At 61.7% G+C, this 24,702-nt stretch carries 21 protein-coding genes; 18 read left to right on the top strand and 3 right to left on the bottom strand.

Going from position 1 to position 24,702, the window contains the following annotated elements; genetic code table 11:
- Position 1 precedes the first annotated feature (1 nt).
- Together PQR40_RS23245 and map are read right to left on the bottom strand one after the other, a co-directional pair.
- A complete protein-coding gene (locus tag PQR40_RS23245; protein WP_408223662.1) occupies positions 2-2,581 on the bottom strand; it encodes a [protein-PII] uridylyltransferase in 2,580 nt (859 codons plus the stop codon).
- Between the two features lie 24 nt (positions 2,582-2,605).
- Positions 2,606-3,415, bottom strand: coding sequence for a type I methionyl aminopeptidase (gene map, locus PQR40_RS23240; RefSeq protein ID WP_408335989.1), 810 nt, complete (start codon positions 3,413-3,415; stop codon positions 2,606-2,608).
- Positions 3,416-3,819: 404 nt separating this feature from the next.
- Here map and rpsB point away from each other — a divergent pair, with 404 nt between their 5' ends.
- From rpsB to PQR40_RS23160, 16 genes are all read left to right on the top strand, one after another.
- Positions 3,820-4,572, top strand: a complete 753-nt coding sequence (gene rpsB, locus PQR40_RS23235; protein ID WP_325046815.1) for a 30S ribosomal protein S2 — start codon at positions 3,820-3,822, stop codon at positions 4,570-4,572.
- Between the two features lie 190 nt (positions 4,573-4,762).
- A complete protein-coding gene (gene tsf / locus PQR40_RS23230) occupies positions 4,763-5,644 on the top strand; it encodes a translation elongation factor Ts (RefSeq protein WP_201073229.1) in 882 nt (293 codons plus the stop codon).
- Between the two features lie 217 nt (positions 5,645-5,861).
- Positions 5,862-6,575 (top strand): UMP kinase, encoded by a 714-nt coding sequence (gene pyrH / locus PQR40_RS23225; RefSeq protein ID WP_011488865.1) that lies wholly within the window; start codon positions 5,862-5,864, stop codon positions 6,573-6,575.
- Positions 6,576-6,675: 100 nt separating this feature from the next.
- Positions 6,676-7,236 (top strand): ribosome recycling factor, encoded by a 561-nt coding sequence (frr, locus tag PQR40_RS23220; RefSeq protein ID WP_028199370.1) that lies wholly within the window; start codon positions 6,676-6,678, stop codon positions 7,234-7,236.
- Between the two features lie 140 nt (positions 7,237-7,376).
- On the top strand, positions 7,377-8,159 hold the full coding sequence (gene uppS / locus PQR40_RS23215) for a polyprenyl diphosphate synthase (protein ID WP_115780231.1): 783 nt from the start codon (positions 7,377-7,379) through the stop codon (positions 8,157-8,159).
- Entirely contained in the window at positions 8,153-8,974 is an 822-nt protein-coding gene (locus PQR40_RS23210; protein ID WP_408223654.1) for a phosphatidate cytidylyltransferase, read from the top strand. Before uppS ends, PQR40_RS23210 begins: the two co-directional genes overlap by 7 nt.
- A gap of 10 nt (positions 8,975-8,984) precedes the next feature.
- Complete coding sequence (locus PQR40_RS23205; RefSeq protein ID WP_408223651.1) at positions 8,985-10,190, top strand: 1-deoxy-D-xylulose-5-phosphate reductoisomerase; 1,206 nt, start codon at positions 8,985-8,987, stop codon at positions 10,188-10,190.
- Positions 10,191-10,197: 7 nt separating this feature from the next.
- Positions 10,198-11,583, top strand: a complete 1,386-nt coding sequence (gene rseP / locus PQR40_RS23200; RefSeq protein WP_408389132.1) for an RIP metalloprotease RseP — start codon at positions 10,198-10,200, stop codon at positions 11,581-11,583.
- Positions 11,584-11,650: 67 nt separating this feature from the next.
- Entirely contained in the window at positions 11,651-13,954 is a 2,304-nt protein-coding gene (bamA, locus tag PQR40_RS23195; RefSeq protein WP_408223645.1) for an outer membrane protein assembly factor BamA, read from the top strand.
- Between the two features lie 67 nt (positions 13,955-14,021).
- Entirely contained in the window at positions 14,022-14,558 is a 537-nt protein-coding gene (locus PQR40_RS23190; RefSeq protein ID WP_408223642.1) for an OmpH/Skp family outer membrane protein, read from the top strand.
- 202 nt (positions 14,559-14,760) lie between these two features.
- Complete coding sequence (lpxD, locus tag PQR40_RS23185; protein WP_408223639.1) at positions 14,761-15,864, top strand: UDP-3-O-(3-hydroxymyristoyl)glucosamine N-acyltransferase; 1,104 nt, start codon at positions 14,761-14,763, stop codon at positions 15,862-15,864.
- A gap of 205 nt (positions 15,865-16,069) precedes the next feature.
- Positions 16,070-16,534: a 3-hydroxyacyl-ACP dehydratase FabZ gene (gene fabZ / locus PQR40_RS23180; protein WP_408209799.1), complete on the top strand. Its 465-nt coding sequence runs from the start codon at positions 16,070-16,072 to the stop codon at positions 16,532-16,534.
- Between the two features lie 94 nt (positions 16,535-16,628).
- Positions 16,629-17,417 carry an acyl-ACP--UDP-N-acetylglucosamine O-acyltransferase gene (gene lpxA / locus PQR40_RS23175; protein WP_408223636.1) on the top strand — a complete coding sequence of 263 codons (789 nt, stop codon included), beginning with the start codon at positions 16,629-16,631 and terminating at the stop codon, positions 17,415-17,417.
- Between the two features lie 3 nt (positions 17,418-17,420).
- Positions 17,421-18,590 carry a lipid-A-disaccharide synthase gene (lpxB, locus tag PQR40_RS23170; protein ID WP_408335974.1) on the top strand — a complete coding sequence of 390 codons (1,170 nt, stop codon included), beginning with the start codon at positions 17,421-17,423 and terminating at the stop codon, positions 18,588-18,590.
- On the top strand, positions 18,587-19,348 hold the full coding sequence (gene rnhB, locus PQR40_RS23165) for a ribonuclease HII (RefSeq protein WP_408509939.1): 762 nt from the start codon (positions 18,587-18,589) through the stop codon (positions 19,346-19,348). The genes lpxB and rnhB overlap by 4 nt, the downstream gene beginning before the upstream one ends.
- A gap of 61 nt (positions 19,349-19,409) precedes the next feature.
- Positions 19,410-20,192 (top strand): TrmH family RNA methyltransferase, encoded by a 783-nt coding sequence (locus tag PQR40_RS23160; RefSeq protein WP_408509938.1) that lies wholly within the window; start codon positions 19,410-19,412, stop codon positions 20,190-20,192.
- Between the two features lie 73 nt (positions 20,193-20,265).
- Here the strand turns inward: PQR40_RS23160 and ppsR are convergent, their stop codons facing one another.
- On the bottom strand, positions 20,266-21,081 hold the full coding sequence (ppsR, locus tag PQR40_RS23155; protein ID WP_408223624.1) for a phosphoenolpyruvate synthetase regulatory kinase/phosphorylase PpsR: 816 nt from the start codon (positions 21,079-21,081) through the stop codon (positions 20,266-20,268).
- A gap of 538 nt (positions 21,082-21,619) precedes the next feature.
- On the opposite strand from ppsR, the gene ppsA reads away from it, so the two are divergent.
- Together ppsA and PQR40_RS23145 are read left to right on the top strand one after the other, a co-directional pair.
- Positions 21,620-24,025, top strand: coding sequence for a phosphoenolpyruvate synthase (gene ppsA, locus PQR40_RS23150; RefSeq protein WP_408223621.1), 2,406 nt, complete (start codon positions 21,620-21,622; stop codon positions 24,023-24,025).
- 182 nt (positions 24,026-24,207) lie between these two features.
- Complete coding sequence (locus PQR40_RS23145) at positions 24,208-24,663, top strand: NfeD family protein (RefSeq protein WP_408335968.1); 456 nt, start codon at positions 24,208-24,210, stop codon at positions 24,661-24,663.
- Positions 24,664-24,702 lie beyond the last annotated feature (39 nt).

Raw genomic sequence — 24,702 nt, 5'->3', positions numbered from 1 at the left:
CTCACACTGCAATCGCGCGCAGCAGTTCGGTCTCGACCTGAATTTGCAGGCGGTTGTCCGACAGACCCTGCCCATCCAGCAGGAACACGTCTTCGACGCGTTCGCCGAGCGTATTGATCCGCGCCGACGCGACGCCGACCCGGTGCTCGGCCAGCACGCGCGCGATTGAATAAAGAAGGCCTGGCCGGTCGTTCGCAGACACGGACAGGATGTAATATTGGCCGCGCTCGTCGGCCCGAAGATCGACGCGCGGCGTAACAGGGAAGGTTCGCGACAGCCGTGACAAACGGCCTTTCGACGGTCCCGGAAGCAGAGTGCCGTCACCCGTGAGGCGTGCGGTCAGTTCCTGTTCGACCAGATTGGCAATATCGCGATAATGCACGTCTTCTTCGGTATGCGCGACGAGGAAATTATCGAGCGCGTACCCGTGACGGGTCGTGCTGACCCGCGCATCGAGCACCGACAAGCCGTTGCGGTCGAAATAAGCACAAATGCCGGCGAACAGATCGGGTTGGTCTTTCACATACACCAGCACCTGAAGCGCTTCGCCGATCGGCGACGGACGTGCCCGCACAATCGGCGTCGTGGTCTCGACGTGCCGGTACAGCACGCGGGTTTGCCATGCGATATCCGCTGCGTCGTGGCGCAGGAAATATCCGATATCGAGCTTGTCCCACAGCGCCTTTTGCGCGCCTTCCGGCACGGTTTCGAGGCGCAGCAACGCAAGTGCCTCTTCCTGGCGCGATTTCAGTTCCGAATGCGCGTCAGGCCTTGCGCCACCGAGCACCGCCAAAGTGGCGCGGTACAGGTCCTCCAGCAGCTTGCCTTTCCACGTGTTCCAGACTTTTGGGCTGGTGCCGCGAATGTCGGCCACGGTCAGCAGGTAAAGCGCGGTCAAGCGGCGCTCATTGCCAACCAGTTCGGCAAACCGTTTGATGACTTCGGGGTCGCTCGTATCCTGCTTCTGCGCGACCTGGCTCATGGTCAGGTGCTGCTGGACCAGCCAGACGACCAGTTCGCCGTCCTCGCCCTCGATGCCATGGGTGCGGCAAAAGCGCCGCGCATCGGCCATGCCGAGCGTGGAATGGTCGCCGCCACGGCCCTTGGCGATATCGTGAAAGAGCGCGGCCACGTACAGCACCCACGGCCGGTCGAAATTCACAATCAACTGGCTGCAGAACGGATATTCATGCGCATGCTCTGCCACCGCGAAGCGGCGCAGGTTACGCAATACCATCAGGATGTGCTGATCGACCGTGTAGACGTGATACAGGTCGTGCTGCATCTGTCCGACAATGCGCCGGAAGTTCAGCAGATAGCGCCCGAGCACACTGGTCTGGTTCATCAGACGCAGCGCGTGCGTGATGCCGGCCGGCTGTTTCAGGATGTCCATGAACAGGCGCCGGTTTTCCGGATCTCGCCGCCAATGCTGATCCATTACGTCGCGGGCGTTGTAGATCGCGCGCAACGTGCGCGCCGACAAACCCTTCACGCCCGGCGTCTGTTCGTAGAGCAGGAAAGCCTCGAGGATTGCGTTCGGCTCGCGTTGGAATACGTCGTCACTGGCGATTTCCAGCATGCCCTGCTTTTCGACGAAGCGGTCCGACAGCACGCGCGTGATACCGCTCGTATTGGGGAAAAGCTGCGCTTCGATGTTCTGGATCAGGATGGTGGCGAGCTGCGTAACCGCTTTGGCGGACCAGTAATAGCGTCGCATCAGCTGTTCGCTGGCGCGCTTGGTGGCCGTTGGCTGGTAGCCGAAGCTTTCGGCCACCGGCGTTTGCAGGTCGAACACCAGAATGTCCTGGCGGCGGCCGGCGATCACATGCAGCCGGGCACGCAGCGTTTTCAGGAAGCCTTCGTTGCGGCGCAGTTCGCGCGCTTCACGCTCGGTGATCAGGCCGCGTGCTTCGAGTTCGCGCCAGCTGCTGCCGAACCCCGCCGCTTGTGTAATCCACAGAATCAGTTGCAGGTCGCGCAGACCGCCCGGGCTTTCCTTGATGTTCGGTTCGAGCGAATACGGGGTGTCCTGAAACTTGGCGTGCCGCTGACGCATTTCCAGCACTTTGGCCTGGAAGAACGCGCGCGGGTCGAGCGCTGCGCGGTAGCGCTTCGCAAAGTCGTCGAAGAGCGGGGCGCTGCCCGTAATGCGCCGCGCTTCGAGTAGCGAGGTACGCACGGTGACGTCGTTGGCGGCTTCTTCGAGACATTGCGACACGCTGCGCACGCTGCTGCCCAGTTCGAGCCCCAAATCCCACGCGAGGCTGATAAAGCGTTCGATACGCGCTTCGAGGTGCTCGATCGGCGTGTCGGGCAGCAGGACCAGAATGTCGATGTCGGAATGCGGTGCGAGTTCGCCCCGCCCGTAGCCGCCCACGGCCAGCAGGGCCAGTTCGGGCGGCAACTGACAGGTGTTCCAGGCGGCGCGCAGTGACTCGTCCGTGGCACGCGCGAGCGCGGCCATCAGCGAGTCGACGTTGGAGGCGGTCTTGAAGCGTTCCAGCAACTGGGCTTTGGCCACTTTATAGTCCGCCTTGAGCGACGTGGCATGGGAGTGGGCGACGGCTGGAACACTACTCATTGGCGGGCGGGCGGGCGAGGTCGGTCAGGCTGTAGCTGCGACAACCGGCGGACGCGCGGGCGTGCCAACTGAGACAGTCAGCACGTCGTAGCCGGTTTCGGTGACGAGCACGGTATGTTCCCACTGTGCCGACAGGCTGCGGTCTTTGGTCTTGACGGTCCACTGGTCCGGCATGGTGCGGATGTCGCGCCGCCCGGCATTGATCATCGGTTCGATCGTAAAGATCATGCCAGTCTGCAGTTCGAGCCCGGTGCCCGGGCGGCCGTAATGCAGAATCTGTGGGTCTTCGTGGAATACCGTGCCGATGCCGTGGCCGCAATATTCACGCACCACGCTGTAGCCCTGGCCTTCGGCGTGCTTCTGGATTGCGTAGCCGATGTCGCCGAGATGGGCGCCCGGGCGCACCTGATCGATGCCGAGCCACATGCATTCAAAGGTGGTCTGCACGAGGCGTTTAGCCATGATCGAGCCTTCGCCGACGATGAACATCCGGCTGGTGTCGCCGAAATAGCCTTCCTTGATCACCGTGACATCGATATTCAGCGCGTCGCCGTTCTTCAGCGTCTTGTCGCCCGGAATGCCGTGACAGATCACGTCGTTTACCGAAATGCAGGTGGCTTTCGGGTAGGGCGGATAGCCCGGCGGCTGATAATTCAGCGGCGCCGGAACCGTGCCTTGTTCCTTGAGCATGTATTCGTGACACAGCCGGTCGAGTTCGCCGGTCGTGATGCCGGCTGCAACGAACGGCGTGATGTAGTCGAGTACTTCGCTGGCGAGCTTGCAAGCGACGCGCATCTGCGCGATATCGTGTTCGTTTTTGAGCGTAATAGCCATGAGTCGGGCCTGAAATGCGATTTATTGCAAGATTATCGCACCATATTCCGGCTGCCGCAGGGTTTTGCCCGTGTTTTGCGATAAGGCGGCGAGCGCGTAGGTGCAACCCGGCTGCGGCAAGCAGGAGCTACCGCGCGGGTTGAGTCGGCCGATAGTCACGTGCTATAATCTTTGGCTAAGTCGATCCCTGTCTTATTTTGTTGCTTTATTGCTGTTCTAATGGGCGCAAACCGGCGGGAAAGACCCTCTGTAGCGATAGTTGCCTGCGCTACGGGGTAGCAGTACCAGGGCAGCAGACTCGCAAGCCGGCGCACCCAGGGTGTCCGTCGCGTTCAGCCAGAAAAGCAATGGCGGCGCGGCAGATGCGGCAGCCGGCTTAAGACCCAACCCTCGCGGAGATTTTCATGGCAGTTACCATGCGTCAAATGCTGGAAGCCGGTGTCCACTTCGGTCACCAAACGCGCTTCTGGAACCCGAAGATGGCCCCCTTCATTTTCGGTCATCGCAACAAGATTCACATTATCAACCTCGAAAAGACGCTGCCGATGTACAACGACGCGCTGAAGTACGCGCGTCAACTGGCAGCGAATCGCGGCACGATCCTGTTCGTCGGCACGAAGCGTCAATCGCGCGACACCATCGCTGAAGAAGCAAAGCGCGCTGGTATGCCGTACGTCAACGCACGCTGGCTCGGCGGCATGCTGACCAACTTCAAGACGCTGAAAGTATCGATCAAGCGCCTGAAAGACATGGAAGCAGCGCTGGAAGCCGGCGAAACCGAACGCATGAGCAAGAAAGAAGCGCTCCTGTTCGAACGCGAAATGGCCAAGCTGCAAAAGTCGATCGGCGGCGTGAAGGACATGGGCGGTATTCCGGACGCGATCTTCGTGGTCGACGTCGGCTACCACAAGATTGCCGTCACCGAAGCTAACAAGCTTGGCGTGCCGGTCATCGCCGTGGTCGACACGAACCACTCGCCGATTGGCATCGACTACGTGATCCCGGGTAACGACGACGCTTCGAAGGCTGTCGCTCTGTACACGGCGGGCGTGGCTGATGCGATCCTTGAAGGCCGTGCAAACGCGGTCAACGAAGTGGTGCAAGCTGCCCGTGGCGGCGACGGCGACGAGTTCGTCGAGGTCAACTCGGAAGCGTAAAGCTGCCCCGTGTCCGGCAAAAAAGGGGGCTTTCTACAGGCCCCCTTTTTTTAAGCCGCGACAAAGTAGTGGCGCTGTGAGCAGTGCCTAAGCGTAGTCCGTAAAAAATACGTGCGACGTTGAAACGAATTCTTGCCGCCGGTATCGAAGTCCGGGCGGCGTGTGACAGACGGAACTCAAGGAGCAAATGATGGCGGCAATTACCGCAAGCATGGTTGCAGAACTGCGCGCAAAGACTGACGCGCCGATGATGGAATGCAAGAAGGCGCTGACGGAAGCCGACGGCGACATGGCGCGCGCTGAAGAGCTGCTGCGCGTGAAGCTGGGCAACAAGGCTAGCAAGGCAGCGTCGCGTGTCACGGCTGAAGGCGTGGTCGCATCGTTTATCGGCGGCAACGCGGGTTCGCTGGTCGAACTGAACTGCGAAACCGACTTCGTTTCGAAGAACGACGACTTCCTGGCTTTCTCGAAGACCGTCGCTGAACTGGTCGCTACGCAAAACCCGGCTGACGTCGCGGCTCTGTCGGCACTGCCGCTGGACGGCTCGACGGTCGACGCAGTGCGTCTGGCACTGGTCGGCAAGATCGGTGAAAACCTGTCGATCCGCCGCTTCGTGCGTTTCGATACCGCGAACAAGCTGGCAGCGTATCTGCACGGTACGCGTATCGGCGTGCTGGTCGAATACACCGGCGCGGACGAGCAGGTCGGCAAGGACGTGGCCATGCACATCGCCGCAATGAAGCCGGTTTCGCTGTCCTCGGACGACGTCCCGGCGGATCTGATCGCCAAGGAACGCAGCATTGCTGAGCAAAAGGCTGCTGAATCGGGCAAGCCGGCTGAAATCGTCGCCAAGATGGTCGACGGCAGCGTGCAGAAGTACCTGAAGGAAGTGTCGCTGCTGAACCAGACGTTCGTTAAGAACGACAAGCAGACGATCGAACAGATGCTGAAGGCTGGCAACGCGAGCGTGCAGAAGTTCGCGCTGTTCGTGGTCGGCGAAGGCATTGAGAAGAAGCAGGACGACTTCGCAGCTGAAGTGGCCGCTCAAGTCGCTGCTGCAAAGCAACAATAAGCATCGCTTAAGCTTCAGTTAGTACCGTTGGACCCGCGGCGGAGCAAGACTTTGCCGCGGTCGGCGGCGCCGCAAGGCTGCGCGCGGGTGACCCTCGTGGCGCACGCCGCTGGCGAACCCCAGGGTTCGTCAATTTGGCGACGCTTGCCCGAATCAGCATTTCACCCCTACATTAGTCCCTTGTTGTTGCCCTGTTCTGCGCGATCTGGATACCCCTATGCCCACTGCCTATAAACGCGTCCTGCTCAAACTCTCCGGTGAAGCTCTGATGGGCGACGATGCCTTTGGCATCAATCGCGCAACCATCGAACGAATGGTAGCTGACGTGGCCGAAGTGGTCCGTCTCGGAACGCAGCTGGCCGTGGTGATCGGCGGCGGCAATATTTTCCGCGGCGTGGCGGGCGGCGCGGCCGGTATGGATCGCGCCACGGCTGACTACATGGGCATGCTGGCCACCATGATGAACGCGCTGGCGCTGCAGGACGCAATGCGCCACGCCGGTATCGAAGCGCGCGTGCAATCCGCGCTGCGCATGGACCAGGTGGTCGAGCCGTACATCCGGCCCCGCGCGATTCGCCAGCTCGAAGAAGGCAAAGTCGTGATTTTCGCGGCCGGTACCGGCAACCCGTTCTTTACGACGGATACGGCCGCTGCATTGCGCGGCTCGGAAATCGGCGCGGAAGTCGTGCTGAAAGCCACCAAGGTGGACGGCGTCTATTCCGCCGACCCCAAGAAAGACCCGAGCGCGACCCGTTACACCACGATCAGCTTCGACGAAGCAATTGGCCGCAATCTGCAGGTGATGGACGCCACGGCGTTCGCGCTGTGCCGCGACCAGAAGCTGCCGATCCGGGTGTTTTCGATCGTCAAACCGGGCGCGCTCAAACGCATCGTACAAGGCGAAGACGAGGGCACCCTCGTCCACGTGTAAACTCTCGTTCACATAACGTGGGCTTTAACGCGGGCCCAGGCCGCCGCATATCGCGCGCGCTGGCCGGCTCGCACCGTTTTGAAGGTTCGGAGGCTTAAAAATGTCTGTGGCTGATATCAGGAAGGGCGCTGAACAAAAGATGCAGCGTTCCATCGACGCGTTCAAGAACGATCTGTCGAAGATCCGCACGGGCCGTGCACACACGGGCCTGCTCGATCACATCCAGTGCGACTACTACGGTTCGCCGGTGCCGATTTCGCAGGTCGCGAACCTGACGCTGATCGACGCACGTACGATCGGCGTGCAGCCGTGGGAAAAGAAGATGGTCCAGGTCGTCGAAAAGGCGATCCGCGAATCGGACCTCGGTCTGAACCCGGCTACGCAAGGTGACGTGATCCGCGTGCCGATGCCCGCGCTGACCGAAGAACGCCGCCGCGAACTGACCAAGGTGGTCAAGAGCGAAGCGGAAACGGCCAAGGTCGCCATCCGTAACTTGCGCCGCGACGCAAACGAGCAACTGAAAAAGCTCGTTAAAGACAAGGAAATTTCAGAGGATGACGAACGCCGTGCAGGTGACGACGTTCAGAAACTGACGGATAAGTTCGTTACCGAAATCGACAAACTGGTAGTGACCAAAGAAGCCGAGATCATGACGGTCTGAGGCCGTTGGCTCCCAGGAAAATGCCGGTCCGCCCCAAGTTTTATTGCCCCTCGGGGGCCCGGCGCGAAGCGGCAGGTTTGGGGGCACTCAACAGTTTCAGGGTTTCCACTTCTTTTTTTGCAGTCACTGTCCCGACGGCCATGACCTATACCAGCTCAACCGTGCGCGTGCCTGATGTCGCCGCGGTGCCGCGACATATCGCGATCATCATGGACGGCAACGGCCGTTGGGCAACCCAACGCCGGCTGCCGCGCGTGGCCGGCCATACGCGCGGCGTCGACGCGGTGCGTGCGGCCGTCGAGGCGTGCGCCCGGCAGGGCGTCGAATATCTGACGCTCTTTGCCTTCAGCTCGGAAAACTGGCGCCGCCCGAACGACGAAGTGTCGTTCCTGATGCGCCTGTTCGTCACCGCGCTGGAGCGCGAGATCGGCAAGCTGCACGCGAACGGCATCCGTTTGCGGGTAGTGGGCGACCTGTCGAAATTCGACACCCGCATTCGCGACCTGATCAAGCGCGCAGAAACCAAAACCGCACGCAATACCCGTCTCACGCTGACCATCGCCGCCAACTACGGCGGCCGCTGGGACATCATGCAGGCCACCCGCAAGCTTGCCGAGCAATCGGCGCTGGCGGGCAAGGCTGTTGAGGTGAACGAGGACTCGTTCGCCGAACACCTGTCAATGGCCTATGCGCCGGAGCCGGACCTCTTTATCCGCACCGGCGGCGAGCGCCGCGTCAGCAACTTCCTGCTGTGGCAACTCGCCTACACCGAGTTCTACTTCACCGACACCTTCTGGCCGGATTTCGATGCGGACGCGCTCGGCCACGCTATCGCTTCCTATGCGGAGCGCGAGCGCCGCTTCGGCCGCACCAGTGCTCAACTCGAGCCGCAATCGCAAAACGTCGATTCGCTTCCATGCTAAAGACCCGTGTCATCACGGCGATCATCCTGCTGGCGGTCTTTCTGCCGGTCACGTTGTTCGCGCCGGTGGGCGCGTTCGGCGCGCTGATCGCCTTCGTCGTCGTGTTCGCTGCGTGGGAATGGGCGCGCCTGCTGAAGCTCGGCGGCGCGGGCCCGATCGTTTACGCGCTGGTGGCCGCCGTTGCGCTGGTCGCGAGCACACGTCTCGGTACCGGCGTCGAGGAGCCCCGGCCGCTCTTTCAGGCGGCCGCGATTTTCTGGGTGATCGCGGGGCCATATGTGCTGCTGCGCAAGCCGACCCTCGCGCAAGGCGCCTGGCGCGCTTTTCTATTCCTTGCTGGCATTGTGGTTTTCGTCGCGTGCTGGCATGCTCTCGTCGCCGCGCGCATGAAGGGCGTGCCGTTCGTGCTGTCGCTGCTGCTCCTGGTATGGCTGGCCGATATCGGCGCATACTTCTCAGGAAAGGCCTTCGGGAAGCACAAGCTGGCGCCTGCCATCAGCCCGGGTAAGACCTGGGAGGGCGCAATCGGCGGCTGGCTGGTGGTGATGATCGTCGCCGCGGCGGCGGTCTTTTTGCACGCGTTCGAGCCGACCCTGTATTCTGCGCTGCTGGCGCAATTGGGCGCCGTACGTACGCTGCTCGCACTGACCCTGCTGGTGGCATTCAGCGTGGTAGGCGACCTGTTCGAATCAATGATGAAACGCCAGGCCGGAGTGAAAGATTCAAGCGGCCTGTTGCCTGGGCACGGTGGCGTACTCGACCGCATCGACGCATTGTTGCCGGTGCTGCCGCTTGCCATGCTGCTGCTCGGCTAGAGAAAGAGATATGCAAAAACGTCTGACATTGCTCGGTTCAACGGGCTCGATTGGAGACAGTACGCTCGACGTCGTCGCGCGTCATCCAGAGCGCTTCTCGGTTTACGCGCTCACGGCGCATCGCAACGGCGACAAGCTCGTCGAGCAATGCTTGCGCTTTCAGCCTGAAGTGGCAGTGGTCGGCGATGCCGATACGGCCGCACGCGTCGCTGCGAAGCTGCGCGAAGCGGGTTGCAAGACCGAAGTCACGTACGGACCGCAAGCGCTCGTCGACGTGTCGGAGAGCGCCGGCTGCGATACGGTGGTGGCGGCGATCGTCGGCGCTGCCGGCCTCGCGCCCAGCCTGGCTGCCGCTCGTGCCGGCAAACGCATTCTGCTCGCCAACAAGGAAGCGCTGGTGATGTCCGGCGCGATCTTTATGGACGCGGTGCGCGACAACGGCGCGGTACTGCTGCCGGTCGACAGCGAACACAACGCAATTTTCCAATGCCTGCCGCGCGAAGCCGCGCTGCATGGCGGCGTCTCGAAGATCATCCTGACCGCGTCGGGCGGCCCGTTCCGCACCCGCGAACCGGCCTCGCTGGTCGACGTCACGCCTGACGAGGCCTGCAAGCATCCGAACTGGGTCATGGGCCGCAAGATTTCGGTCGACTCCGCCACGATGATGAACAAGGGCCTCGAAGTGATCGAGGCGCACTGGCTCTTCAATTTGCCGGGCGAGCGTATCGAGGTGCTGATTCACCCGCAAAGCGTGATTCATTCGATGGTGTCGTACGCCGACGGTTCGGTGCTCGCGCAACTGGGCAATCCCGACATGCGCACGCCGATCGCGCATGCGCTGGCATTTCCGGATCGCGTCGATTCGGGTGTGGCGCAGCTCGATCTGCTGCAGGTCGCGTCGCTTTCGTTCGAAAAGCCGGATTACACACGCTTCCCGTGTCTCGCGCTCGCGGTGAAGGCGCTGGCCGAGGGTGGGGTGGCTAGCGCAGCTCTGAATGCCGCGAACGAAGTCGCCGTTGAAGCGTTCCTGTCGCGTCAGATCGGTTTCATGGCGATCGCTCAGGTTGTCGACGCCGTACTCAACGCGTTGCCGAACCGCAGCGCGCACGCGCTCGAAGACGTGATTGAGGCCGACGCCGCTGCACGCCGCGCCGCTGCCGATTTCATCGTGCGTCTGCCGGACGGCGCCCGTCGCACGGAACGCGCCGTCCAGTGAGGCGCCTATGAATCTGCTGATCGAACTGCTTGCCTTCGCGGTCGCGATCGGCGTGCTCGTGGTCGTTCATGAGTACGGGCATTACAGCGTCGCGCGTTTGTGCGGCGTCAAGGTATTGCGCTTTTCGATTGGCTTCGGCAAGCCGCTGTTCCAATGGGTGAGCCCGAAAACGGGTACCGAATGGACGATTGCCGCGCTACCGCTCGGCGGCTACGTGAAGATGCTCGACGAGCGCGAGACCGGCGGGGCGCCGATTCCGGTTGAAGCCTTGCCGCATGCCTTCAACCGGCAGTCGGTGTGGCGCCGGTTTGCGATTGTCGCTGCGGGCCCGGTCGCGAACTTCCTGCTCGCCATCGTGCTGTTCGCGCTGGTATTTGCTACCGGCGTGACGGAACCTGCGGCCGTGGTTGCCGCGCCTGCTCCGAATACGCCAGCGGCGCTGGCCGGCTTCGACGGTGGCGAAACCATCGTCGCGGTGCGTGCCGAGAACGCCGGTGAATCCGAGCGCGTGCGCTCGTGGTCCGACCTGCGCTGGAAATTGCTGGGCGCGGCATTCGATCACAAGCGTGTTGTGCTGAGCGCGAAAGATGCCCACGGCACCTCGGATTTCCAGCTGGATCTGCGCGGCATCACCGAGAAAGACGTCGACGACGACTTTATGTCACATCTCGGTTTCGAGCCGGGTGGTGGCAAGCTGACGGTCGCGGGCGTGCAGCCGGATAGCGCAGCGCAAAAGGCAGGCCTTGCGGTGGGCGACCGGCTTCGCGCAGTCGACGGTATTCCTACCGACAATGCCACGGCCTTCATCGCTTATGTAAAATCGCACGCTGGCAAGCCTGTGACGCTGCAAGTGGAGCGTGGCGGGCCGGCGGCGGGCAAGCTGGAAGACGTTCGCATCGTCCCGCAGTCGCAGCATGATGACGCGACGGGGCAGCAGATCGGCCGTATCGGCGCGGAACTCGCCACCCAGGTGCCGTCGATCGACGTGCGTTACGGGCCGCTCGAAAGTCTGCAACTGGGCGCACGCCGTACGTGGGATCTGGCTGTTTATTCGGTGCGCATGTTCGGACGAATGATCGTCGGCGAGGCTTCGCTGAAGAATCTTTCCGGTCCTGTCACGATCGCGGATTACGCAGGAAAGAGCGCACGTCTAGGTCCTTCTGCATTCCTGTCGTTCCTGGCCCTTGTCAGTATTAGCCTCGGCGTACTGAACCTGTTACCAATTCCGGTATTGGACGGGGGTCATCTGTTATATTATTTGGTTGAAGCTGTAACCGGCAAAGTTGTCTCCGATCGCTGGCAACTCGTTTTTCAGAGGGCGGGTCTCGCCTGCATCGTCGCGTTGTCGGCGATTGCGCTGTTCAACGATCTGGCTCGTTTAATCCATTTTTAAAGTGTCTGGCGGCGTTCACGATGGCGACCGCCCGACCTGATGCAGCTATACACACTGGGGAAGCACGTTGTTTAAACCTCATCGCTTTGTTCCAAAGACGGTTATAGCCGCGGCGTTTGCCGCGCATGGGCTGGTTGCTCACGCAACAACGCCCTTCGTGGTGCAAGACATCCGGATCGAGGGATTGCAACGCGTCGAACCCGGTACCGTGTTCGCCTACCTGCCCATCAAGCAGGGCGACACGTTTAGCGACGACAAGGCTTCTGAAGCCATTCGCGCGCTGTACGCCACGGGCTTCTTCAACGACGTCAAGATCGCGACCCAGGGCAATGTCGTCATCGTGCAGGTGCTGGAACGTCCGGCCATCGGCACGATCGACTTTTCCGGCATTCACGAGTTCGACAAGGACAACCTGACCAAGGCGCTGCGCGCGGTCGGTTTGTCGCAAGGCCGTTACTACGACAAGGCACTCGTCGACAAGGCCGAGCAGGAACTGAAGCGCCAGTACCTGACGCGCGGCTACTACGCCGCCGAAGTCACCACCACGATCACGCCGATCGACCGCAACCGCGTGTCGGTGCTGTTCTCGGTGGCTGAAGGGCCGAGCGCGAAGATCCGCCAGATCAACTTCATCGGCAACAAGGCGTTCAGCACGGGTACGCTGCGCGACGAAATGCAGCTGTCCACGCCGAACTGGTTCTCGTGGTACACGAAGAACGACCTGTACGCGAAAGACAAGCTCACCGGCGACCTCGAAAACGTCCGCTCGTATTACCTGAATCGCGGCTACCTCGAGTTCAATATCGAGTCGACCCAGGTGTCGATCACGCCGGACAAGAAGGACATGTATCTGACGGTCACGCTGCACGAAGGCGAGCCGTACACGATCAGCAGCATCAAGCTGGCGGGTAACCTGCTCGACCGTGAGCCGGAGCTGGCCAAGCTCATCAAGATCAAACCGGGTGACCGCTTCTCGGCTGAAAAGCTGCAAGCCACGACCAAGGCGATTGTCGACAAGCTCGGCGAATACGGCTATGCGTTTGCCACCGTCAACGCGCAGCCGCAGATCGATCAGGAACACCACAAGGTCGACCTGACGCTGCAGGTGGACCCGAGCCGCCGCGTGTACGTGCGCCGCATCAACGTGGTCGGCAATACGCGTACTCGCGACGAAGTGGTGCGCCGCGAAATGCGCCAACTCGAAAGCTCGTGGTTCGATTCGAATCGCCTCGCGCTGTCGAAAGACCGGATCAACCGCCTCGGCTACTTTACCGATGTCGACGTGACCACGGTGCCGGTGGAAGGCACGCCGGACCAGGTCGATGTGGACGTCAAGGTGGCTGAAAAGCCGACCGGCGCGATCACGCTGGGCGCGGGCTTCTCGTCGACCGACAAGGTGGTGCTCTCCGCTGGCGTGTCGCAGGACAACGTGTTCGGTTCGGGTACGAGTCTCGCGGTGAACGTGAATACCGCCAAGACGTACCGTACGTTGACGGTCACGCAGGTCGACCCGTACTTCACGGTCGACGGTATCAAGCGGATTACCGACGTCTACTACCGTACATATCAGCCGCTGTATTACTCGACGGATTCGAGCTTCAAGATCGTCACGATCGGTGGTGACCTGAAGTTCGGTATTCCGTTCTCCGAAGTCGACACGGTGTACTTTGGTGCCGGCCTCGAGCAGAACCAGCTGGACATCGACGCGAATACGCCGCAAAGCTATATCGACTATGTGAACCAGTTTGGACGTGTGTCGAACAACGTGCCGATCACGGTGGGCTGGTCGCGCGACGCGCGTGACAGCGCACTGGTGCCGAGCCGCGGTTACTTTACGCAGGCGAACGCCGAATACGGCACGCCGCTCGGTGGTACGCAGTACTACAAGGCCGACATCAACGCGCAATACTATTATTCGTTTGCGCGTGGTTTCGTGCTGGGCTTCAACTTCCAGGGCGGTTACGGTAACGGCCTGAGTGGCAAGCCATACCCGATTTTCAAGAACTACTACGCCGGCGGTATCGGGTCGGTGCGGGGCTACGAGCCGAGCTCGCTGGGCCCGCGTGATGCGAAGACGAACGATCCGATCGGCGGCTCGAAGCTGCTGGTGGGTAACGTCGAATTGACGTTCCCGCTGCCGGGCACGGGCTACGACCGCACGTTGCGTGTCTTCACGTTCCTAGACGCCGGTAACGTCTGGGGTACGGAAGGCAACAGCATCGGCGCGAACGGTCTGCGTTATGGCTATGGTGTCGGTCTTGCCTGGATCTCTCCGATCGGCCCGCTCAAGCTCAGCTTGGGCTTCCCGCTCACGAAGCACACCGGCGACCAGTATCAGAAGTTCCAGTTCCAGATCGGGACGGCGTTCTGATCCGGCGAACGGCCCGGTTATGGGCGGCTCCCGGCGGCGGGCCCCGCCAAACTACAGTATCGAGAGGATGACTTTGCTAACCGGTATGTTTTCGAAACGTGTGGCGTGTGCGTTCGCGCTGGCAATGACGCTGGGTGTCGGAGTAGCGGGGGTAGCACACGCGCAGGAAGCCCGGATCGCTGCGGTGAATTCGGACCGTATCCTGCGTGAATCGGCTGCCGCGAAGGCTGCGCAGGTCAAGCTCGAGGCAGAGTTCGCCAAGCGCGACAAGGATCTGGCCGATATGGCGCAGAAGCTGAAGTCGATGTCCGACTCGCTCGACAAGAACGGCGCGTCGATGTCGGCCGCCGATCGCGCGCAGAAGCAACGCGATCTGTCGCAGATGGATACGGACTTCCAGCGCAAGCAACGCGAGTTTCGCGAAGACCTGAACCAGCGCCGCAACGAGGAGCTGGCGGCGGTGCTCGACCGGGCCAACAAGGTAATCAAGCAGATCGCCGAGCAGCAGCACTACGACCTGATCGTTCAGGAAGCGGTGTATGTGAGCCCGCGCATCGACATTACCGATCAGGTGCTCAAGGCATTGGCGGCGTCGGGCAACTGAACGCGGCCGTGGGCCGCCGGCGTCGTAAGCCGGTTCGCAGCGCGCGGCTGTAGAACTGACAAGCTGGACTGATTTTGCAGCAACCATGTTGCATGGGACCAGAGAGTAACCGCTAAAGCGCCAACTCTGGTCGACAGCGTTGCATGGGATCGGAGTAAGCGCTGAAGCGCTTACTCCGATCGACACAGGAGACAGGATAGGCATGGCATTTACGCTCGAGGACATCGTCCAGCGGTTTGGCGGTGAAGTAGTCGGAAATGGTTCACAGCGCGTCGGCAGTCTGGCGCCGCTCGACCAGGCAGGCCCGGACCAACTGGCGTTCCTCGCCAATCCGAAGTATCTGTCGCAGGTCGAGACGACCCGTGCGGGCGCGGTGTTGATCAATGCCGACGACCTCGCGAAGCTGGCCTCCCGCGACGCTCGTAACTTCATCGTCACGCCGAATCCGTACGCTTACTTCGCGCGTGTCGCGCAGACTTTCATCGACATGGCGGCGCCCAAGGCTTTGCCTGGCGTGCACCCGAGCGCGACGGTCGATCCGTCGGCTCAGGTCGCCGCGAGCGCGGTGATTGGTCCGCACGTCACGGTGGAAGCGGGCGCGGTGATCGGCGAAAACGTGCGCCTGGATGCCAATGTGGTGATCGGTCGCGGCACGCGGATCGGCGCGGGCTCGCATCTGTATCCGAATGTCGCCGTGTACTATGGCTGCAAGCTCGGCGAGCGCGTGATCGTGCACGCGGGCGCGGTGATCGGTTCGGACGGTTTTGGCTTCGCGCCGGATTTCGTGGGCGAAGGCGATGCGCGTACCGGCAGTTGGGTGAAGATTCCGCAGGTTGGCGGTGTGTCGATCGCGGCAGACGTCGAAATCGGCGCGAACACCACCATTGACCGCGGCGCCATGGCCGACACGATCATCGAAGAGTGCGTGAAGATCGACAATCTCGTGCAGATCGGCCACAACTGCAAGGTCGGCGCTTACACGGTGATCGCCGGCTGTGCGGGCATCGCGGGCAGCACCACGATCGGCCGTCATTGTATGATCGGCGGCGCGGTTGGGATTGCCGGTCACGTCACGCTGGCGGACTATGTAATCGTCACGGCGAAGTCGGGCGTGTCGAAGTCGCTGCTGAAGCCCGGCATGTACACCAGCGCTTTCCCGGCTGTGAACCATGCCGACTGGAACAGGAGCGCCGCTTTGCTGCGTAACATCGACAAACTCCGCGACCGTATCAAGGCGCTCGAAAATGCCGCTTCGGCAAGCAAGCCGGCCCACGCAGCAAGTAATTCCGCAGGCGACAAAGCCTGAATATCAGGCCGACTCGCAGAGCAACCGTAGGGCAACCTGCCGGCACCGCGTAAAATAGCGGGCAAGCATCAGGAGCAAAGTCGGTTGCCGTGACCGGGTGGCATGGCCTCCGGGTTACGGCAAGCGCCGGCAGCACGCGTTACCAACCCACCTGCACCAGCATCTGCAGTCATCATCGCGCAGTCAATGCGTGAGTAGAAACACCATGAGCACCGAAAAAATCAATCTCGACATTCATAAGATTCTCACGCTGCTGCCGCATCGTTACCCGATTCTGCTGGTTGACCGGGTGCTCGAACTCGAGCCGCATAAGAGCATCAAAGCGTTGAAGAACGTGTCGATCAATGAACCGTATTTCCAGGGTCACTTTCCGACCCGTCCGGTGATGCCCGGCGTGCTGATTCTCGAAGCACTCGCGCAAACGGCGGCCTTGCTGACGTTTTCGGAAGAGCCGAGCGATCCGTCGAACACGCTGTACCTGTTCGTGGGCATCGACAACGCGCGCTTCAAGCGCGTAGTGGAACCGGGCGATCAGTTGATCCTGAACTGCACGTTCGAGCGTCATATGCGCGGCATCTGGAAGTTCAAGGCGCGCGCCGAAGTGGATGGTGCCGTGGCGGCGGAAGCCGATCTGATGTGCGCGGTGCGGCACACGGACAAAGACGTTTAAGCCGGTTCCCGGGCAGTCAGCGGCTTATCCCAAGCCCTGCAAGCTTCCGGCTACGCCCATCCAGACAACGCAACAGAATCAGAAGCGAGGACGCATGAGCAGGATTCATCCCACTGCGATCGTCGAACCGGGCGCGCAACTCGACGAATCCGTCGAGATCGGACCGTATGCCGTCATCGGCGCACATGTGACGATCGGCGCACGGACCACGGTCGGTTCACACAGCGTGATCGAAGGTCACACTACGATCGGCGAAGACAACCGGATCGGTCACTACGCATCGGTCGGCGGCCGTCCGCAGGACATGAAGTACAAGGACGAGCCAACCCGGCTCGTGATCGGCAATCGCAACGCGATCCGTGAATTCACCACGATCCACACCGGCACGGTGCAGGACTCGGGCGTCACCACGCTGGGCGACGATAACTGGATCATGGCCTACGTGCACATCGGGCACGACTGTCACGTCGGCAACAACGTCATTCTGTCGAGCAATGCGCAGATGGCTGGCCATGTGATCGTTGGCGACCACGCGATCATCGGCGGCATGTCGGGCGTGCATCAGTTTGTGCGCATCGGTGCGCACTCAATGCTGGGCGGGGCTTCGGCGCTCGTGCAGGACGTCCCGCCGTTCGTGATGGCTGCCGGCAACAAGGCCGAACCGCACGGTATCAACGTCGAAGGTCTGCGCCGCCGCGGTTTCTCCGCGGACGCGATTTCGGCGCTGCGCTCGGCGTACCGCTTGCTGTACAAGAACGGCCTGTCGCTCGAAGACGCGAAGGTGCAGTTGCGCGAACTCGCGTCCGCGGGTGGCGATGGCGATGCGCCGGTACAAACGCTGCTCGCGTTCGTCGAAGCGTCGCAACGCGGCATCATCCGCTAAGCGATGGCATTGAACCCGACTCCGCTGCGTGTCGCGATGGTGACTGGCGAGCCGTCCGGCGACCTGCTGGCGTCGTCACTGCTCGACGGCCTCGCGAGCCGTCTGCCCGCCGGTACCCAGTATTATGGGATCGGCGGCCCGCGCATGATCGCCGCGGGCTTCGATGCCCACTGGCCGATGGAAAAACTGACGGTACGCGGCTATGTCGAGGCACTGCGGCATATTCCCGAAATCCTCAGCATCCGCAACGAACTGAAGCGCCAACTGCTGGCTGAACCGCCGTCGGTGTTCGTCGGCGTGGATGCGCCCGATTTCAACTTCGGCCTTGAGCATCCGTTGCGCGAAGCCGGTATTCCGACCGTTCACTTCGTCTGTCCGTCCATCTGGGCGTGGCGGGGCGGGCGCATCAAGAAGATCGCCAAGGCGGTCGACCACATGCTGTGCGTGTTCCCGTTCGAAACAGCGCTGCTGGAAAAGGCAGGCATCGCGGCGTCCTACGTGGGCCATCCGCTTGCCGACGAGATTCCGCTCGAACCCGATACGCTCGGCGCGCGCCGCACGCTCGGCCTTGCTGAAAGCGGTCCGATTATCGCGGTGCTACCGGGCAGCCGGCGCTCGGAGATCGATCTGATCGGTCCGACGTTCTTTGCCGCGATGGAGATGATGCAGCACCAGGAGCCCAGTTTGCGTTTCGTGATGCCCGCGGCCACGCCCGCGCTGCGCGAAATGCTGCGGCCGCTGGTTGATGCGCATCCCGGTCTCGCACTGACCATCACAGACGGCCAGTCGCAGATCGCGATGACGGCGGCCGATGCGATCCTCGTCAAGAGCGGCACAGTGACGCTGGAGGCCGCGTTGCTGAAGAAGCCGATGGTGATCTCGTACAAGGTGCCCTGGCTGACCGGCCAGATCATGCGCCGCCAGGGCTATCTGCCGTACGTCGGCCTGCCGAACATTCTGGCGGGACGTTTTGTGGTGCCGGAAATTCTGCAGCACTTCGCCACACCGCAAGCGCTTGCCGAAGCTACGCTGAAACAGTTGCGCGACGAGGCCAACCGGCGCACGCTGACGGAAATCTTCACGGAGATGCATCACGTGCTGAAGCAGAACACCGCGCAGCGTGCGGCGGAAGTCGTGGCGAGCGTCGTCGAAAATCGGAAGGCGCGGCCGTGAGCACGGCGCGCGGACCACGCCGCAAGGCTGCGAGCGCTGCAGGTGCTGCGGCGCAGCAGGTCGGCATGGACTTCGAGACGCCGGATGACATCGTCTGTGGGGTCGACGAAGCCGGGCGTGGGCCACTGGCTGGCCCGGTGGTCGCTGCCGCGGTGATTTTCGATCCGTCGAAGCCGATGATTCGCGGCCTCGACGATTCGAAAGTGCTCAGCGCCAAAAAGCGCGACGAGCTGTACGACAAGATCGTCGATCGGGCGCTCGCGTACTGCATCGCGTCCGCTACCGTCGAGGAAATCGACACGCTGAACATCCTGCACGCCACGATGCTGGCGATGAAGCGGGCGGTCGAAGGCCTCTCAGTCGTGCCGACACTCGTAAAAATCGACGGCAATCGCTGCCCGACGCTGAGCATTCGCAGCGAGGCGGTGATCGGTGGCGATGCGCTCGTCAAGAGCATTTCGGCGGCGTCGATTCTCGCCAAAGTCACGCGCGACCGGATGCTGCTCGAATTGCATCAAACCTATCCGGTCTACGGTTTTAACGCCCATGCCGGCTATGGCACGCCGCAGCATCTGGCGGCGCTCCGCGAACATGGACCCTGTGAGCATCATCGGCGTTCCTTTGCGCCAGTGCGTGAAGCGCATTTGCGCTTCGGCACGGGTTTGAAGCTGCCTGCGGGCGACGTGATCGTCGTGTCCGGCACCCTCACCGGCGCCATGCTCGACGACGACGCCTTCGGCGAACGCAACGGCGCCTGAGCGCCCTGTGTGGCCCGGCGCGTCGCCAACTCTTTCCTCATTCTCACTGTCTTCGCTGCCTGTGAAAGCCATCACCTCGCGGGACAATCCGCTCTACAAGCGCCTAAAAGCATTGGCCGGCTCGACGCATCAGCAGCGCCGCAGCGGCCACGCGCTGCTCGAAGGCTTCCATCTCGCGAGCGCCTATCTCGACGTCGCCGGGCAGCCGGAAATGTGCGTCGTCACCGAGGGCGCGCTGCGCCACGACGAAGCGCAGGCCATCGTGTCGCGCATCGACGAGCAGCACATCGTCACGCTGCCTGACGCATTGTTTGGCCAGTTGTCGAACGTCGTGCACGGTGTCGGGATTCTGCTGCTGGTCGAAAAACTCGACACACGGCTGCCGGCGAAGGTCGAAGAAACCTGCCTCGTACTCGATGGCGTGCAGGACGCCGGCAACGTCGGTTCGATTCTGCGCAGCGCGGCGGCCGCCGGTATTCAGCAGGTATTTTGCGCGCCGGGTACGGCATACGCATGGTCGTCGAAGGTATTGCGCTCGGGCATGGGTGCGCATTTTCTGCTGCAGATCCACGAGGATGTCGAAACGCAGGCGCTAATCGAGCGCCTGGCGGTGCCGATCGTCATTACGGATTCGCACGGTGCCGAGGCGATCTACGACTGCGATCTGAGCGGACCGCTCGCGTGGGTCTTCGGCAACGAAGGGGCGGGCGTGTCGCAGGCCTGGCGCGATGTGGTGTCGCTGCGGGTGACGATTCCCCAGCCAGGCGGCATGGAATCGCTCAATGTGGCGGCCGCGGCGGCTGTCTGCGTGTTCGAACAGTGCCGCCAGCAGCGCCGCGCGTGACTTTAGCGGCATGACATGAGTGGCGTGGCATCCGTCATCTGAACGCCACGCGCATCTCCAGAACAGGCTGCGCTCAGTAAGCCGGCCGGTCCAGTTTGATCTCCTGCAGGATGGTTGTCGCAATCTCTTCGATCGACTTATGCGTCGACGACAACCACTTGATTCCTTCACGGCGCATCATGGCTTCGGCTTCATTGATCTCGTAACGGCAATTTTCCGGCGCAGCGTACTTGCTGCCCGGCCGGCGCTCGTTACGGATCTCCGACAGACGTTGCGGATCGATCGACAAACCAAACATCTTCTGCCGATGCGCCAATAGCGGCGTGGGCAGCTTGCCGCGTTCGAAGTCTTCCGGAATCAGCGGATAGTTGGCCGCTTTCACGCCGTACTGCATCGCCAGATACAGGCTCGTTGGCGTCTTGCCGCTGCGCGACACGCCGACCAGAATCACGTCGGCGTCGGCGAGATTGCGGTTCGATTGACCGTCGTCGTGCGCGAGCGAAAAGTTGATCGCCTCGATCCGGTTTTTGTACTCCTCAGTATCCGCGTTCTGATGGCCGCGGCCCATCGCGTGGCTCGACTTGAGCTCCAGTTCCTGTTCGAGCGGCTCGACGAAGGTCTGGAACATGTCCAGCACGAGCGCATTCGAACCTTTGACGATCTGATTCGACGCACTGTCCACCAGCGTAGTGAAGACGATCGGACGACGGCCGTCCTGCAGGATCGCTTCGTTGATTTTTTCTAGCGTGGCGTAGGCTTTTTCCGTCGAGTCGACGAAGGGCACACGAACCAGGCGGAATTTCTGGTCGAACTGGGAGAGGATCGAATGCGCGAAGGTTTCGGCAGTGATCCCGGTACCGTCGGAGACGATGAATACGGTGGGCGGCATCAGTGGGCTGGGGAACGTGAGCGGAAAAAAGCGCTCGAATGAAACATCGCTGCATTGACGTCGCTGCACGGTGGCTAACCGGAGATTGCAGCAGCGTCATTTCAGCGCGCCGTGGGCACCGCAACTGCGCCCGGATGGCGGCGGGGCCTCGCAAAAGCCCGTCAGCCGGTCCGGGGCGCGATTCGAGGCGCAATTCTCGTCCGACTGTCACATTTTGAGAGTCGGCACGGTAGAATAGCGGCAACCTGTTGGATAAGCAATTGCGGGCGATTGGCGTCTAACTCACCGTGAACGGTCGGTCAACGCCGCGCTTTGCGCCGGTAACTAGCGGCAAATTGAAAGATTAGGGTGGATCGATCGGTAATTTCGTTCAACCGCTTTCTACGTCGTGCATCCGGCGCTTTTTGGCCCCCGCGACCATTTGCAGCGATTGCTTCTCCAACAGGTTGTGCAAGACGCGAGATCACGCTTCCAATGAGCGTCTCGCGTTCAAGCCCACTTGCACAGCCGTGAATTTCTTTCACACTTAGGGGCTTGTATGACTAACGCAGTTACCGTCGCAAAGGAAGAGGCATATGTAGTTCCGTTCGAGCAGTTGCGGATGACCGATGTGGAGATTGTCGGCGGCAAGAACGCGTCGCTTGGCGAGATGATCAGTCAACTCGCCGAAGCCGGCGTACGCGTACCGACTGGCTTCGCCACCACGGCGCTGGCTTTCCGTGACTTCCTGCATCACAACAATCTGACTGAACGCATCGCCAAACGCCTCGAAACGCTCGACGTCGACGATGTGAAGGCGCTCGCCGAAGCGGGCAAAGAGATCCGTCAATGGATCATCGACGCGCCGATGCAGCCGCGCCTCGAAGCGGCTATCCGCGCAGGCTTCGACACCCTGCAAAACAGCTCGCCTGAAGAGTTGTCGTTTGCCGTGCGTTCGTCGGCAACGGCAGAAGACTTGCCGGACGCATCGTTCGCGGGTCAGCAGGAAAGCTACCTCAACGTGGTCGGCGTCGACGACGTGCTCGATCGCATGAAGCACGTGTTCGCGTCGCTGTATAACGACCGTGCTATCTCCTATCGCGTCCACAAGGGCTTCACCCACGCTGAAGTCGCATTGTCGGCAGGCGTGCAGCGCATGGTGCGCTCGGACGTCGGTGCGGCCGGCGTGATGTTCACGCTGGACACGGAATCGGGCTTCAAGGACGCCGTCTTCATCACGTCGAGCTACGGGCTGGGCGAAACGGTCGTGCAGGGCGCCGTGAATCCGGACGAGTTCTACGTCTTCAAGACCACGCTCGCGCAAGGCAAGTACCCGATCATCCGCCGCTCGATCGGCTCGAAGCTGATCAAGATGGAATTCACCAAGGCTGGCGAAGAAGGCCGCGTGAAGACCGTCGACGTCACGCACGAGCAGCGCAACCGCTTCTCGATCACGGACGAAGACGTGATCGAACTCGCGAAATACGCCGTCATCATCGAAAAGCACTACGAGCGTCCGATGGACATCGAGTGGGGCAAAGACGGCCGCGACGGCAAGATTTTCATTCTGCAGGCACGTCCGGAAACGGTGAAGAGCCAGGCTGCGGGCAAGGCCGAGCAACGCTTCAAGCTGAAGGGCCAATCGAACGTGCTGGCTACCGGCCGTGCAATCGGCCAGAAGATCGGCGCGGGTCCGGTGCGCGTGATTCACGATCCGTCGGAAATGGACCGTGTGCAGCCGGGCGACGTGCTGGTCGCCGACATGACCGACCCGAACTGGGAGCCGGTCATGAAGCGCGCGGCGGCCATCGTCACGAACCGTGGCGGCCGTACCTGTCACGCGGCGATCATCGCGCGTGAGCTGGGCGTGCCGGCCGTGGTCGGCTGCGGCGATGCCACCGACGTGCTGAAGGAAGGCGCGCTGGTGACGGTATCGTGCGCGGAAGGCGACGAAGGCAAGATCTACGACGGTTTGCTCGAAACCGAAATCACCGAAGTCCAGCGCGGCGAACTGCCGCCGATTCCGGTGAAGATCATGATGAACGTCGGCAACCCGCAACTGGCCTTCGACTTCTCGCAACTGCCGAACGCAGGCGTGGGTCTGGCGCGGCTCGAGTTCATCATCAACAACAACATCGGTGTTCACCCGAAGGCGATTCTCGAGTACCCGAACATCGATCAGGACCTGAAGAAGGCCGTGGAAAGCGTGGCGCGCGGCCATGCATCGCCGCGCGCGTTCTACGTCGACAAGCTGACCGAGGGTATCGCCACGATCGCGGCGGCCTTCTATCCGAAGCCCGTGATCGTGCGTCTGTCGGACTTCAAGTCGAACGAGTACAAGAAGCTGATCGGCGGTTCGCGTTACGAGCCGGACGAAGAAAACCCGATGCTGGGCTTCCGTGGCGCATCGCGTTACATCGCTGACGACTTCGCCGAAGCGTTCCAGATGGAGTGCATCGCGCTGAAGAAGGTGCGTGAAGAGATGGGCCTCGACAACGTCGAGATCATGGTGCCGTTCGTGCGCACGTTGAAGCAGGCGGAGCGCGTGGTCGGGCTGCTGGAGAAGTTCGGCCTGAAGCGCGGTGAGAAGGGTTTGCGCCTGATCATGATGTGCGAAGTGCCGTCGAACGCGATTCTCGCTGAAGAATTCCTGCAATTCTTCGACGGTTTCTCGATTGGTTCGAACGACCTGACGCAGCTCACGCTCGGCCTCGACCGCGACTCCGGCATGGAACTGCTGGCAGTCGATTTCGACGAACGCGATCCGGCCGTCAAGTTCCTGTTGAAGCGCGCGATCGACACGTGTCTGCGACTGAACAAGTACGTCGGTATCTGCGGCCAGGGCCCGTCGGATCATCCGGACTTTGCGCAATGGCTGACCGATGAAGGCATCAAGTCGATCTCGCTGAACCCGGACTCGATCATCGAGACGTGGCAGCAACTGGCGAAATCGCTGACGAAGTAATCGAAGTCAATAAGCGAAGTAAAAATATGCGCGAGGCAGGTGCCCGATAAGCGGCTTGCATAAAGGACGGTGCGATACGTCAAAAGCACGTAAAAGCGTGCAGCACCGTTCGGTAAAATGCACCTGCTTCGTGCTATAAACACCCCGGTAGATCCGGGGTGTTTTGTTTTGTGGAGGTCGACGTGGCGCCAGGTGGATTGTTCTGGTGGATCGGGGCGGGTGTGCTTGTCGTGCTGGAGTTGATCAGCGGCACGTTCTATTTGCTGATGATCGCGTTGGGCTGCATTGTGGCTGCCATTGCGCAACTGGCGGGGGTTGCCGCCGACCTGCAGTTCGCGATCGCAGCGGTCGTGGCGCTGGCGGCCGTCCTGTTGCTCAGGCGCTCGCGCTTTGGCCGCAGAACGCGCAAGGAGGCGTCGAAGAACCCTGACGTCAATCTGGACATCGGTCAGACGCTGACCGTGCCGGCGTGGCACGAGCGCCGGGCGCGCGCCAACTATCGCGGCGCTGCATGGGACGTCGAATTGGCCACCGGCGAACCCGAAGACGCGCCGCTCTATGAAATCGCCGAGATGCGCGGCAGTTGCCTCGTCGTCGTGGCCAGCCGGTCGGAGAAAGCCAAGGCAACGGTGGCCTGAGCACGCGCCAGCGCGTGTACAGAATCATGCACCAACGCG

The sequence above is a fragment of the Paraburkholderia sediminicola genome (assembly GCF_046026855.1).
Lineage (GTDB): Bacteria > Pseudomonadota > Gammaproteobacteria > Burkholderiales > Burkholderiaceae > Paraburkholderia > Paraburkholderia sediminicola_A.
Note: the sequence above shows the minus strand (reverse complement) of the source record. Positions and strands in the feature narration are given on the sequence as shown.